Source organism: Variovorax sp. P5_A3, from assembly GCF_056400665.1.
In genome coordinates this window covers 46,735-59,342 of sequence record NZ_JBFUKW010000034.1, presented here as the reverse complement: position 1 = coordinate 59,342, position 12,608 = coordinate 46,735, and the positions used below count along the sequence as shown (strand labels likewise).

Annotated in this window: 12 protein-coding genes and 1 pseudogene; 6 read left to right on the top strand and 7 right to left on the bottom strand. The window is 65.8% G+C overall.

The genetic code is table 11. The features are described from left to right. Positions 1-5: 5 nt before the first annotated feature. The 7 genes and pseudogenes from AC1D3B_RS32355 to AC1D3B_RS32325 all read right to left on the bottom strand — a co-directional run bounded on the left by AC1D3B_RS32355 (position 6) and on the right by AC1D3B_RS32325 (position 6,193). A complete protein-coding gene (locus AC1D3B_RS32355; RefSeq protein ID WP_478194766.1) occupies positions 6-788 on the bottom strand; it encodes a 3-ketoacyl-ACP reductase in 783 nt (260 codons plus the stop codon). Positions 789-793: 5 nt separating this feature from the next. Next, positions 794-2,509 carry an acetolactate synthase catalytic subunit gene (locus AC1D3B_RS32350; protein WP_478194765.1) on the bottom strand — a complete coding sequence of 572 codons (1,716 nt, stop codon included), beginning with the start codon at positions 2,507-2,509 and terminating at the stop codon, positions 794-796. Between the two features lie 9 nt (positions 2,510-2,518). Beyond that, positions 2,519-3,487 carry a tripartite tricarboxylate transporter substrate binding protein gene (locus tag AC1D3B_RS32345; protein ID WP_478194764.1) on the bottom strand — a complete coding sequence of 323 codons (969 nt, stop codon included), beginning with the start codon at positions 3,485-3,487 and terminating at the stop codon, positions 2,519-2,521. A 235-nt stretch (positions 3,488-3,722) separates the two neighbouring features. Continuing rightward, a complete protein-coding gene (locus AC1D3B_RS32340) occupies positions 3,723-4,535 on the bottom strand; it encodes an alpha/beta fold hydrolase (RefSeq protein ID WP_478194763.1) in 813 nt (270 codons plus the stop codon). Between the two features lie 34 nt (positions 4,536-4,569). Then, on the bottom strand, positions 4,570-5,346 hold the full coding sequence (locus tag AC1D3B_RS32335; RefSeq protein WP_478194762.1) for a ferredoxin--NADP reductase: 777 nt from the start codon (positions 5,344-5,346) through the stop codon (positions 4,570-4,572). Between the two features lie 57 nt (positions 5,347-5,403). Continuing rightward, a pseudogene (locus AC1D3B_RS32330) lies at positions 5,404-5,583 on the bottom strand (2Fe-2S iron-sulfur cluster-binding protein); the annotation flags it as partial. Positions 5,584-5,887: 304 nt separating this feature from the next. After that, on the bottom strand, positions 5,888-6,193 hold the full coding sequence (locus tag AC1D3B_RS32325) for a 2Fe-2S iron-sulfur cluster-binding protein (protein WP_478194761.1): 306 nt from the start codon (positions 6,191-6,193) through the stop codon (positions 5,888-5,890). Between the two features lie 261 nt (positions 6,194-6,454). Here AC1D3B_RS32325 and AC1D3B_RS32320 point away from each other — a divergent pair, with 261 nt between their 5' ends. The 6 genes from AC1D3B_RS32320 (at position 6,455) to AC1D3B_RS32295 (ending at position 12,542) form a co-directional block, all read left to right on the top strand. Beyond that, positions 6,455-7,186: an iron-containing redox enzyme family protein gene (locus AC1D3B_RS32320; protein ID WP_093012495.1), complete on the top strand. Its 732-nt coding sequence runs from the start codon at positions 6,455-6,457 to the stop codon at positions 7,184-7,186. A 100-nt stretch (positions 7,187-7,286) separates the two neighbouring features. Further along, positions 7,287-8,267: a tripartite tricarboxylate transporter substrate binding protein gene (locus AC1D3B_RS32315; RefSeq protein ID WP_478194760.1), complete on the top strand. Its 981-nt coding sequence runs from the start codon at positions 7,287-7,289 to the stop codon at positions 8,265-8,267. Further along, on the top strand, positions 8,264-9,703 hold the full coding sequence (locus tag AC1D3B_RS32310) for an aldehyde dehydrogenase family protein (RefSeq protein WP_478194790.1): 1,440 nt from the start codon (positions 8,264-8,266) through the stop codon (positions 9,701-9,703). Before AC1D3B_RS32315 ends, AC1D3B_RS32310 begins: the two co-directional genes overlap by 4 nt. Positions 9,704-9,788: 85 nt before the next feature. Beyond that, positions 9,789-10,709: a LysR family transcriptional regulator gene (locus AC1D3B_RS32305; protein ID WP_478194759.1), complete on the top strand. Its 921-nt coding sequence runs from the start codon at positions 9,789-9,791 to the stop codon at positions 10,707-10,709. A 356-nt stretch (positions 10,710-11,065) separates the two neighbouring features. Further along, a complete protein-coding gene (locus AC1D3B_RS32300) occupies positions 11,066-11,590 on the top strand; it encodes an MOSC domain-containing protein (RefSeq protein WP_478194758.1) in 525 nt (174 codons plus the stop codon). A 1-nt stretch (position 11,591) separates the two neighbouring features. Continuing rightward, positions 11,592-12,542, top strand: a complete 951-nt coding sequence (locus AC1D3B_RS32295) for a PDR/VanB family oxidoreductase (protein ID WP_478194757.1) — start codon at positions 11,592-11,594, stop codon at positions 12,540-12,542. Positions 12,543-12,608: the final 66 nt, after the last annotated feature.

Genomic DNA, 12,608 nt, shown 5'->3' with positions numbered 1-12,608 from the left:
CGCGCTCAGGCGCTGTTGGCGCGCAGGCCGCCGTCGATCACGAAGGGCTCACCGGTCACGTAGGGAACGAGGCCGGCAGCGAGCGTGGCGACCAACTGGCCCACGTCGGCGGCCTCGCCCCAGCGGCGCAGAGGCACCTCGCCGCTGGCGATGCGGGCGTCCTGCGCGCTTGTGTCCAGCGAGCCGGTCATCTCGGTGCGGATGAAGCCCGGCCGGATGTCGTGCACGTGAATGCCGTGCGGCGCCAGGCGCAGCGCCAGGATCTTGGCCATCATGGCCACCGCCGCCTTCGACATGCAGTACTGCGAGCGGTTGAGCCGCGCATAGTGCGCCGCCATCGACGAGATCACGATCACGCTGCGGTAGGGCTGTGGCGCCCGATCCTCGAGCATCCGGCGCGCAACGGCCTGCGTGAGGAAGAAGGTGCCGCGGATGTTGACGTCGAAGTTACCGTCGAAGTCCTCGGGCGTGACGTCCAGCACGTCGCGCAGTGGTCGCGCTGCAACGCCGGCGTTGTCGACCAGGCAGTCGACGTGGCCGTGCAGCGACCACACAGCCTCCACCAGCCCGGCGTGCGTGGCGAGATCGGCGATGTCAGTGTGCACGAAGTCGGCGCGCACGCCCAGCGCGCGGATGTCCGCGAGCGTGACCTGTGTGCGTTGGTCGTCGTGCAGATCGGCGATCACGAGGTGAAAGCCCTGGCGGGCAAGGGCCAGCGCGGCGGCGCGGCCGATGCCTTGCCGCCCGCCCGTCACCAGTGCCACAGGAGGCTTGGAGGGAAAGTTCATCGCCATCAACCCAGCTGGCTCGGCCGCGAGCTGTAGGCCGTGAGCGGCGGACACGCGGCGGGGTCGACAACCACATCGAGCACCGTGGCGCGGTCGGCCGACATGGCCTCCTGCAACGCGGCGCGCAGGGCGCCGGGCTCCGAGATGCGAACGCCGTGCAGACCGCAGGCGCGCGCAATGGCCGCATGATCGACCGGCCCGAAGCGGGTGTCCGTGCGCCCGCCATAGCGGAACACCTCCATGTCTTCCTGCATGCCGAGCACGCCGTTGTTTAGCACGATCAGCACCAGCTTAATGCCGTGGCGGCGAATGGCTTCGAGCTCGCCCCACACATGGCTGAAGCCGCCGTCGCCCACCACCGAAACCACCGTGGCCTCGGGGCGCGCGAGGTGCGCCCCCATGGCCAGCGGCAGCCCCCAGCCGAGCCCTGCGAGCCCGCGCGGCAGCAGGAAGCGCTCGCCGGCATGGCGCGCCGTGAGATAGAGCGAGGTCCACACCGAGGCGTAGCTCGCGTCGGCCGTGACGATGGCGTCGGCCGGTAGCAACTGCCCCAACTCGTGCATGAGCCGTTCGGGCCGGATGGGCAGGCGGTCTTCGGTGCGCACGCCGTGCTGCAGGCGCTGCGCGGCCGCATGCGAGGTGGCGATGGCGTCCTCCACCGCGCCGCGGGCGGATTGGCGCTGCTGCGCATCGAGCTGCGACATCGCATCGGCCAGCGCCTCGAGCGTGAGCCTGGCATCGCCGACGAGGCGTAGCGATTCGTAGTTGCGGTCGATCTCGACCGGATCGATGTCGATGTGGATGAAGCGCGCATTGCGTGGGTACTGGTTCCAGGTGTCGGTGCCGTTGGCCGCGGTGCGCGTGCCCAGCAGCAGCACCACGTCGGCCTTCGTGACCAGCGCACGCGCTTCGTAGGCGGGTGCGCCCACGTCCAGCACGTTGCCGATGACGCCCAGCGATAGCGGATGCAGCTCCGAGACGGCGCCCTTGCCCATCATCGTGGTCGCCACCGGCAGCGCAAAGCGCTGCTGCAGATCGGCCAGCGCAGGTGCCGCGCCGGAGAGGTGCACGCCGCCACCGGCAATCACCAGCGGCCGCTCGGCCTGCATCAGCAGGCGCGCGGCCTCGCGCACGCGTTCCGGCGCCGCCACCACTGGATCGAGCGGAAAGCGGCCGTTGACGGCGCGGCGGGTCGGGTCGCCGGTAGCCTGACTGTCGGCGATGTTCACCGGCAGCAGCAGCACCGCGGGTCCGCAGCGGCCGCTTGTCGCGATGCGGAACGCCATGTCCACCCATTCGTCGACGCGCTCGGCGCTGTCGATGCGGCCGACCCATTTGCTGCAGCCCGCAAAGAGCTTGAGATGGTCGTACTCCTGGAAGGCATTGCGCTCGCGCGAGCCCACGGGCACGTCTTGCACCAGCGCGATGATCGGCACCGAGGACTTGAGCGCCTCGGCCAGCGGCGCCACCAGCAGCGTGGCTGCGGGCCCGTTCTGCGCGGTGACCACCGCCGTCTGGCGGCTAATGCGCGCGTAGCCGTCGGCCATGGCGCCGCCGGCGTTCTCGGTGCGATAGCCGATGTTGCGCATGCCATGCTGCGGCACCGCGAGATGAAAACGAACCGGGTTGCACTGGCCGAACACGACCTGCACGCCGTGGCGACGGCAAGCCGCCGCCACGCGGTCGGCCACGGTGCCACCGCTTGTTGCTGGAGTTGACATGGGGATGGATTACTTGGAGGAGGGGAAACGGCTCTTGAGCTTGGCCACGGTGATCTCGGCCTGCTCGATCTCGGCGCGGTACGCCTTGCCCGTCATCGGCGCGGGCTCGATGCCGTAGGCGTCGATCAGCTTTTTCTGGAACGCCGGATCGCGCGCCACCTTGAGCGTGGCGTCTTCGAGCTTGCGGCGGATCGGCTCGGGCAGGCCGAGCGGCGCACCCACGCCAAAGTAGGCGTCGGTGACCACGTCGTAGCCGAGCTCGCGTAGCGTGGGCACGTCGGGCAGTTCGCGCATGCGCGTGGAGCTGGCCGCTGCCAACACGCGCAGCTTGCCCGCCTTGACGTAGGGCATGAAGTCCGTCGGGTTCTGAACCACCACGTCAATCTGGTTACTCAGCAGGGCCACCACCGAGTCGGAGCCCGAGCGGTAGTTGACCGTCTCGAATTGCATGCCGGTCTTCTCAGCCAGCAGCAGCATGCCCAGTGTGTTGACCGAGCTCGGCCCGCCGAAGTTGATGCCGCCTTTGGCCTTCTTCGAGGCCGCGATCAGGTCCTCGATGGTCTTGTACGGGGAATCAGCGTTGACCACCACGGCGAACACGTAGCGGCCCACGCTCGCGATGCTGGTGAAATCCTTCGACGTGTGCGGCTTGTCGGAGACCAGCTGCCACAGCGCCAAGCCGCTGGAGAGCATGCCCAGCGTGTAGCCGTCGGGCTGGGCGCGCGCGAGCAGCATGCCCATCACCGTGCCCTGCCCGCCAGGGCGGTTGAGCACGACCATCGGCTGGCCCAAGCTTTGGGAAATCTCGGTGGTCAGCGCGCGAGCCACCAGGTCGGTGGTGCCGCCAGGGCCGAACTGCACCATGAAGCTGATGTCGTGCTCGGGCCATTCCGCGTAGGCGCTGGTGGCTGCGATGGCCAGTACAAAGGCCGAGAAGGCGAGGCGCCAGGATCGGACGCGGGCGAGAAGAATGGTCATGCGAACTTGTCTCCGTTTTCTTGTGGATCGCCGCCATGCGCAGGCCGGTGGATGGCAATGCGGCGGCGACCGTACAAATCGTACCGAGACGAAGCATCTTGTTCGAGCCATCTTGTGGAATCACGAGGATGACAATCTTTCACAGGTGCGGGCGTGCGAACGCGTCGCGGTCCCTCGATCCGATGCCCTGCATCGGCGCAAGGTGCTGTCGGTACGGTGCCTGAAGTCGCCGCTTTTACTCGTGCGCGCCCAGGTGCCGCAGCAGCGCAGCGTCGAATGCCGCATGCTGGTCGATATTGGGCAGGTGCCCCGCCTGCGCAATGACCTCGAGGGCGGAGCCCGAGATGCGCCGCTGGATCTCGGTCATCGCTTGCGGCAGCACCCCGTCGTTCGCACCAACGATCAGGGTGGTCGGCAACGCGATCTCCGACACCCGTGCCAGGTAGTCGAGTCCCTGGATGGCGCGCGCGCATCCGACAAATCCGAGCACCGATGTCGAAGCTGCGACCTGCAGCAAGCGCTGCGCGATGTCAGGGTGTGCATCGAGAAAGACGCGGCCGAACCAGCGTTCGAGGGTGGGTCGTGCGAGTGCCGCGCAGCCTTTGCGCTCGGCGATGGCGATGCGCTCGTTCCAAGGCGCAGACGCCTCTGGTGGTGTGTCGGCACGCGCATCGCACAGGCACAGGCTCGCCAGCCTGTCGGAATGCGCAAGCGCCAGGCCGAAGCCGCTCATGCCGCCCAACGAAAGCCCGACGTAGTGCGCCTTCGCGATGCCGAGTGCATCGAGCACCGCGACGGTGTCGGCCACCAGATGCTGCATGGAGGAGGGCGCCTCGTGGGCCACCGAGCCGCCATGGCCGCGTGTGTCCGCGCACACCACGCGCCAGCCGCGCGAGACCAGCAGGTGTGCCTGTGTGGACCACATGGCGCTACTGGAGAGGATGGAGTGCGCCATGTACACAGTGGGTGCGCTGGCGTCGCCATAGCAATGCACTTGGATGCTGCCGGCCTCGGAGGGCAGGGCGATGGTCTGTGTCGTGATCTGCATGGAAGAACTCCTTTGGCGCTTGAAGGCGATGGGCTCAGTAGCCGGCGAAGAACTCGATCGCCACCTGCTCGGGCGGAACGCCGCAGGCATCGAGGCAGTCCTGCATGGCCGCGACCATGGCGGTGGGACCGACGATGTAGTAGCGGCAGGCCTGCCAATCGGACACTTCCTGCTGGATGAGCGCGGCGTCAATCAGTCCGGCGCGCCAGGCGTGCGCGCCTTGACCACGCGTTGGGGGCGGGGCGTCCTTGTCCTCGGCAATCACATGCAAGACGCGCAAGTGCGGCAGGTCGGCGCACAGCAGCGCGAGCTCGCTGCGCCAGGCTGCGAGCGCGTGCGTGCGGTTGCCGTAGAGCAGCGTGACCGGCGGCACCGCCTTGCCGCTGGCGGCCTGGTACTGCAGGTGGCGCAGCATGCTGTAGAACGGCGTGATGCCGATGCCACCGGCGAGCATCACGAGCGGCTGGCGCGGGTCTTCGGGCAACACGAAATCGCCCATGGCCGGACTCAGGCTCACGAGGGCGCCGTCGGCACCGAGGGCGCATTGCGAGAGGTGGCGCTTGAATGCCGTATCGCGCATGCGCATCGCAACCATGAGGTGCGGATCATGGGGGGCGCTGGCGATCGACAGCATGCGCTCGCCGTCGTCCGAGCCGTCTTCCGGCGCATCGAAATCCGGCAGCTGCAGGCTGACGAACTGGCCCGCCCCGAAGTCGAAGCCGGCAGGGCGCTCCAGGAAGAACGCCATCGTGTCCGTAGCGATGGGGGTGCGCGCCAGCACGCGCACAGGGAAATTGTCGGGGTCCGTCATGGGGTAGGTGCTCGATGTTGTCGGCGCGGCGAAGGTGCGCCCGCGCCTGAATGGGAATTACCAGGAGACGCTGACGTCCCCGTTCACGAAGGTCTGGCACGCCATGCGAAAGCCTTGTTCGAAATCCGCTTCCGAAAGGTGCTTGCGCTCCTTCTGCTTGACCGCGTCGGTGTGTTCCAGGCCGCTCTCGATGCGGCATCTGCAGGTGCCGCACAAGCCGCCGCCACACTTGGGCGCACGTCCAGGTGGCCGAAGTTGACCAACTGCGCGAGCTCTTCGCGCGCGGCTTCGAGCGTGTCGAACTGCGGAAGAAACTTGGAGGGAACGAGGTTGCGCGTGGGCGGGGCGCCCTCGTCCACGATCGCGACTTTCACCGGCCGTTCAAGCTCGGCAATGACGAAGCGCGCGCGCCGCTGGCCGTAGAAGAAGTAGTCGTGGCTCTCGACGGGGCGAAGGCCGTCGCACAGCTCGCTGCGGAACTGGCCGTCCTTGTTCGTGAGGATGACGTATGCGTTTGGCATGGCGTGTAAAGCGGGCGGTGTCAGGCGAGCGCCGTCTCGTCCTGGCTCAGTTCGATGTCGTAGTGGATCCAGAGCTGGCAGGCAAGCCGGAAGCCCGCATCGAGTTGGTCGCCCAGCTGCTTCTTCTCTTTCCAGTTGGGCGCGGCCAGCTGTTCGCCGCCATGCAGCACCTTGCACATGCACTTGGAGCACTTCCCCATGCCGCAGCCGTAGGTGAGGTGCGGAAAAGGAAACTGCTTGATGCCGGCGCGTACGACAAGGTTGGTGTTCGGCCGCACCTCGCCCTCGAAGCACTGGCCGTCTTTCCTGATCACAACTTTGGGCATGAGCACTTGTTCCATGGTTCCCGGTGGAGGGGCGAATCGGCTGTGGTTCTCCCAGGCCGGATGCTTGGTGGCTAATGTCCAAGCGAAGCCGCTGCCGCGTCAAACAACATCACGACCGCCAATGCAAGGGATCAATAAAATTGATATGAATTGCGGTTTTGCATCGCGCATACGTAGGATCACGCCATCCCCTCCAGGGGCCTTGTGCCGCGCACCTCGCAGCTGCCGCGGACCGTGTTCATACCAACGAAGGAACAACCCATGACGGCATTGATGAGCAAAGAAGACTTCCGTCACGCGCTGGAGGAAACGGTGCGCGGAAAGAGCGCTAACAAATCGCCCTTCAGCATGGCGTGGGCCGCAGGCCGGCTCTCGCGCAAGCATCTAGCGCGCTGGGCCGAGAACCACTACCACTACGTGGGTCCGTTCGCAGACTATCTGGGCTTCATCTACTCGCGCACGCCAGCGCACCTGATCGAAGTGAAGGACTTCATGCTGGCGAACATGTACGAGGAGGAAATCGGCGGCGACCGCCACACTGACCTGCTGATCCGCTTTGCCGAAGCCTGCGGTTCGTCGCGTGCCCGCGTGACCGACCCCGACAACATGCTGCCCTCCACACGCGGCCTGCAAAGCTGGTGCTATTCGATGTCGATGCGCGAGAACCCGATCATCGCGGTGGCCGGCATCGTCGTGGGACTCGAATCGCAGGTCCCGTCCATCTACCGCAAGCAGGCGCCCACGCTGCGCGAGCAGTACAAGTTCACGGACGAGGAAGTCGAGTTCTTCGATCTGCACATCGTGTCCGACGAGATCCACGGCGAGCGCGGCTACCAGATTGTGGTCGAGCATGCCGACACGCCTGAACTCCAGGCTGCCTGCCTGAAGGCTTGCGAAGTTGGTGCGCAGATGCGGCTGCTGTACACAGCGGAGCTCTTTCGCGAATATGTCGAGAAAGACTTGGCGCAGGAAGCGCTCGCGCTGGCCGACTGAGCGGCCAATGCGCTGCGGGCTTAGCCGATGTGCCGCTGCCCGATGAGAGAGCCGGGCGTTCGACGAGCGCCCGCGCGTTCCCCGATGAAGGAGACACACCATGCCGGTATCACGCCGCGACGCCACCGCCGCTTTGCTCGGCAGCGCGTTCGCGCCCGTGCTCTGGGCGCAGCCCGATACGGCCGGCGGCTACCCGGCCAAGCCGCTGCGCATCGTGGTGCCGTACCCCGCGGGCGGCTTCAACGACACGCTGGGGCGCATTGTCGGCATGCACCTCACCGCGGCGTGGAAGCAGTCCGCCGTGGTCGACAACAAGCCCGGTGCCGGCACGGCCATCGGCACGCAGGCCGTGGCCACGTCGCTGCCGGACGGCTACACGCTGCTGGTAGTGCAATTTCCGTTCGCGGCCAACCCGTGGCTCTACAAGCTCCCCTACGACAGCGACACGGCCTTCGACCCGGTGATCCTGGCGGGGCGATCGCCGATGGTGCTGGTCGCTCACGCGGGAAGTCCCTATCGCAGCGCGGCCGACGTGCTGGCGGCCGCCAAGGCGAAGCCCGGCGCCATCAACTACGGCACCTCGGGCCCGGGTTCATCGAACCACTTGGCCATGGTGCTGTTCGAAAACCTGGCTGGCATCCGCATGAACCAGATTCCCTACAAGGGCAGCACGCCGATGTTGACTGACCTGGCCGGTGGCCAGGTGGCGGTGGCGATGGACCTGCTGCCCAATGCGCTGCCGTTCATCCAGTCGGGCAAGGTGCGCCCGCTGGCCATTGCCGGCGCGCAGCGTTCGCCGCTGATGCCGGAGATTCCCACTGCGGCGGAGGCCGGCGTCGCGGGCTACGAGGTGTCATCCTGGCACGGCATCGTGGTGCCCGCGGGAACGCCGAAGCCAGTGGTCGACAAGCTCAATCGCGAAATGAACAGCATCCTCGCAATGGCCGACGTCGGGAAAATCTTCGCCCAGCAGGGCGTGGCGACCGACGGCGGCACGCCCGCCCAATTCCACAGCTTCATTGAAAGCCAGAAGTCGCTGTGGAAGCGCGTTATTCAACAAAACCACATCACCGCAGCATGACCATCCAACAAGACGCTCTCAACCTCATCGACGGTCACTGGCAGCCAGCGGCTTGCGGTGCATGGGGGGAGCGCAACGACCCGTCCGATGGCACCCCGCTCGGGCGCCACGCCGCATCGCAGCGCTGTGACGCCGAAACCGCCGTGGCCGCCGCGCGGCGCGCGTTCGAACAGCCGCAGTGGGCGCACGACCCGCGGCTGCGCCAAATGGTGATGTTGCGCTGGGCCGATCGCCTGGAAGCTCAAGCCGAAGTCCTGGCCGTACTGCTCACGCGCGAGAACGGCAAAGTGCTGGCGCAGTCGCGCGGCGAGATCGCCGGTGCCGTGTCGGAGATCCGCTACTACGCAGGCTTGACGCGCTACATGCCAGGCCATGTGCTCGAGGTGGAGCCTGGCGCGTATTCCACGTTGCTGAAAGAGCCCGCCGGCGTGGCCGGCATCATCGTGCCGTGGAATGCGCCGGTGGTGCTGCTGATTCGCTCACTGACCCCCGCGCTGGCAGCAGGCTGTACTGCGGTGATCAAGCCGGCGCCGCAGACGGCGTTGATCACCGCGCGGGTGATAGAGACGCTGCATACCTGCGAGGGCCTGCCGCCCGGCGTGGTCAATCTGGTGAGCGAAGACGGTCACGCGGTGGCGCAGTATCTGACCGAGAGCGCGCAGGTGGATGTGCTGAGCTTCACAGGCTCGAACGCCACCGGTCAGCGCATCATGGCTGCGGCGGCGCCCACCATGAAGAAACTGTCCCTGGAGTTGGGCGGCAAGTCGGCCTGCCTGGTGTTCGAGGATGCCGACGTCGAGAAGACGGCCGGTGCGATTGCCGTGGCTGCGACCATCATCAGCGGCCAGCAGTGCACAGCAGCGCGGCGCGTGCTCGTCCATGCACACCACTACAGCGCCATGCAAAAGGCGCTGACCGAAGCACTGGCTGCGCAGCGCGTGGCACCGGGGCTGACGCCGGGTGCGCAGATCGGCCCGCTGATCGACACGCACGCCGCCCAACAAGTTAGCCAGCGCATCGACGACGCGCTGGAGGCGGCCGATGCGGTGCTGCTGCGCGGGCGGCGCGACGTAAACTTCGTCCATCCTTCCCTCGTCGCGCATCGTGATACGCATGCCTTCTTCGTGCAAGAGGAAATCTTCGGCCCGCTACTGGTACTGGAACGCTTCGAGGACGAGCGCGAGGCCATCGCCCGCGCCAACCACTCGGAGTACGGGTTGTCAGCCAGCGTCTGGACGCGCGACGGCGCGCGCGCCATGCGGGTGGCCCGCGCATTGCGCAACGGGACGGTCTGGATCAACGACCACAACAAGCTCTTCGCAGAAGCCGAGACGGGCGGCTATCGGCGCAGCGGGCTTGGCCGGCTGCATGGGTACGATGCGCTGATCGACTTCCAGGAAATCAAGCACATCTATCAGCAGGTCGGCACGGCCTGAGCCCATATCGCAGCGTGCCACCCGCCTTCTACAATTGCCCTCCCTTGCGAGCCCGGTCAGCGGGGCAGTTTCCAAGAAGGCCATCGTGGACCTGAGGCAAATCCAGTACTTCCTTGCGCTGTTCGAAGACGGCTCGATGACGCAGGCCGCCAAGCGGCTGGACGTCGTGCAGCCGACGCTGAGCATGCAGATCGCGAAGCTGGAGGAAGAGCTGGGGCAGCCCTTGTTCGAGCGCAAACGCCGAGGCATGTCGCCCACCGCGCACGGACGCCTGATGTACCGGCTGTTTCTGCCGATCGTGCGCAACATCGACAATGCGCGCGAGCAACTTGCGCAGCGCAGCGAGGCTGTGACCGGCCACGTCTCGCTGGGGCTCATTTCCTCGGTGGCCGAAAGCGTGCTGGCCGACGCGCTGTCGCGGTTCAACGAAGCCTACCCGCATGTGGAGGTCACGGTATCCGTCGGCTACAGTGCCATGCTGATCGATTGGGTAACGAGCGGACAACTCGACGTCGCGGTCATCAACGAGCCGCGGGCCAAGCTGTCGCTGGCCACGGAATCGCTCGCCGAGGAAGACATGCTGCTCGTAACGAGCGTGCAACACGGCCCGCGCCTACCTGCCAACGTGCGCCTTGCGCGCCTGGCCGAACTCGGCTTGGACCTGATCCTGCCCACGCGCCGTCACGGGCTGCGCGGCGTGTTGGAAGCGGCGGCTCGCCAGGAGGGCATTCTGCTTGCACCCAAGTTCGAGGTCGACGTGCTGAGCACCATCGTGCGCCTCGTGGAGGAAACGCGCTTCGCGACCATCCTGCCGCGCATCGTAGTGCAGCGCGCGGTCAACGAGGGCACACTGGCTGTATGCCCGATCCTCTCGCCGCGCATCGTCCGCCATGTGGTCCGCGTCAGTGACCGGCGCAAGCCTCTGAGCGCTGCAACGCATGCGCTCGTGGACCTTGTGGCGGACGAGATTCGAAGGATACTGAGCGTTGGCAAGGCGAACAAATAGAGATTCAATGCTTGGCGGCGCGGCAAGCCCGTCAGCTTCAAGCGCGTCGGCGTGTAGACGCAGCGCCGCACGACGATCCTCAGAATCAACTACCGCAACCCGGCCGATCGTCCAGAGGGCGAGTGCGCAGGCATCTGAGTTGTCATGCCCAAGAAAAAAGCAATTCGATGGCGGTCCGCTCGTCCAGCCGGTGAGCTGCGGTCGCGTCAGGCCAGAGCCAGTGGTTATCGAATTGCAACTGCCAAGCCTCATGATCAGTCGTGAAACGCTCATGTGAGTCTCAAAGGACACAAAGTGTTTTACAATGATGTTCCTTCATTAGACCGGCTGGATCGCCGTTATCAAGGAGCGTCTACATGCCTACTGCCACGGACCACCCACCGCAGCTCGAGGAACGCCAAGTCGTTCCTGCCTGGAAGGGGGTCGTTCGACATCTGCACATCACGCCTCGCGCCTTCCTTCCTATGGAGGCGTTTGACCAACTGACGCTCGTGGCGAGCAAGGGCATCGAGGGAGACCGGTACATGATCGGCCGGGAGTCCGGCTTCTACTCCCACAAGCCGGAGGAGGGACGACAGATCACGCTGTTCGAGATTGAAACACTCGAAGCCTTGGCGCGCGATGCAAAAATCCAGATGCTGCCCGAGGAGCATCGTAGAAACGTTACCGTGCAAGGTGTGCCGCTCAATCATCTTGTCGGGCGCCAGTTCTGGGTGGGGGAAACGCTTCTCGAAGCAACCCGGTTGTCCACGCCGTGCCGCCACATCGAGGAGATCCTCGGCAAAGCTTTGTTCGATCCATTGGTCAACAGGTCAGGACTCAATTGCCGGATCCTGAAAGGCGGCGTCATCCGCGTGGGCGACGCCGTCCGCGGCGTGTGACATGCCGAAGGCGATCAAGCATCTTCAAGCTGTCGTTCGGGAGATCGACGAGCCCCTGCCGGGAGTCAAGCGGCTGGTACTGGCTGACCAGGACGACTGGCGCTTGCCAGTGTTCAGGCCCGGAGCGCACATCGACCTCTATTTGGGCAACGGGCTCGTGCGCACCTATTCGCTGTGCAACGATCCCGCCGACTGCAGGAGATACGTTGTTGCAATCAAGCGTGAAGAGGAGGGACGCGGCGGGTCTCGCCACATACACGACGAGCTTCGTGCCGGCGAAATCATTGGTGTTTCGGTACCTCGTAGCGGGCTGGAGTTCTCGTCCACCGGAATGAACATCTTTCTTGCGGGCGGCATAGGCGTCACACCGTTCGTCTCTGCCATCCTGGCGCTGGAGCGTGAAGGCAAGTCGAACTACCAGCTGCACTGGGCCAGCACGGGCGAGCCGAGCCTGATCGACATGCTGGAACCGGCGGTAAGGGGCGGACGGGTCCACTTGTACAACACGCTCGAGGTCAATCCGCCCGACATCCAATCCATCGTGGAGGGCGCTGGCCCGGACGCGAAGGCATTTTGCTGCGGACCCGGCGGAATGCTCGCTGCATTCGAATCCGCTGTCGCCGAGTGGCCCGAAAGCCGCAAGCACGTGGAGCGGTTCACCGCGCCGAAACTCGTTCCAACCCTGAACGCGCAGCCGTACAGTGTGGTGCTGGCCAAGAGCAGACGCGAGATGGAGGTGCAGCCCGAGGTGGGCCTTCTTGCCACCTTGGAGGCGATGGACGCGGACATTTCCGTCTCATGCGCAGGCGGCATCTGCGGCGCATGCCGCACGCGCTGGACCGAGGGACCGCCCATCCATCACGACCGGGTGTTGAGCGCTCAGGAGCGCGCACATGAAGTGATCGTGTGCGTTGCGGAGTGCGCAGGGCCGCGCCTGGTGCTCGACATCTAGGCTGCGGGCGACACACTCGTGCCAGAATCGGGCCCCGCAGCAATTTCCAGTGGGTTGCGAGCAGCC

Bases quoted from the DNA above. Each gene is read 5' to 3' on its own strand.
- AC1D3B_RS32340 (WP_478194763.1), bottom strand. From the start codon at position 4,535: ATGCAGATCACGACACAGACCATCGCCCTGCCCTCCGAGGCCGGCAGC.
- AC1D3B_RS32295 (WP_478194757.1), top strand. From the start codon at position 11,592: ATGCCGAAGGCGATCAAGCATCTTCAAGCTGTCGTTCGGGAGATCGAC.
- AC1D3B_RS32320 (WP_093012495.1), top strand. From the start codon at position 6,455: ATGACGGCATTGATGAGCAAAGAAGACTTCCGTCACGCGCTGGAGGAA.
- AC1D3B_RS32315 (WP_478194760.1), top strand. From the start codon at position 7,287: ATGCCGGTATCACGCCGCGACGCCACCGCCGCTTTGCTCGGCAGCGCG.
- AC1D3B_RS32300 (WP_478194758.1), top strand. From the start codon at position 11,066: ATGCCTACTGCCACGGACCACCCACCGCAGCTCGAGGAACGCCAAGTC.
- AC1D3B_RS32335 (WP_478194762.1), bottom strand. From the start codon at position 5,346: ATGACGGACCCCGACAATTTCCCTGTGCGCGTGCTGGCGCGCACCCCC.
- AC1D3B_RS32325 (WP_478194761.1), bottom strand. From the start codon at position 6,193: ATGCCCAAAGTTGTGATCAGGAAAGACGGCCAGTGCTTCGAGGGCGAG.
- AC1D3B_RS32350 (WP_478194765.1), bottom strand. From the start codon at position 2,509: ATGTCAACTCCAGCAACAAGCGGTGGCACCGTGGCCGACCGCGTGGCG.
- AC1D3B_RS32355 (WP_478194766.1), bottom strand. From the start codon at position 788: ATGAACTTTCCCTCCAAGCCTCCTGTGGCACTGGTGACGGGCGGGCGG.
- AC1D3B_RS32345 (WP_478194764.1), bottom strand. From the start codon at position 3,487: ATGACCATTCTTCTCGCCCGCGTCCGATCCTGGCGCCTCGCCTTCTCG.
- AC1D3B_RS32310 (WP_478194790.1), top strand. From the start codon at position 8,264: ATGACCATCCAACAAGACGCTCTCAACCTCATCGACGGTCACTGGCAG.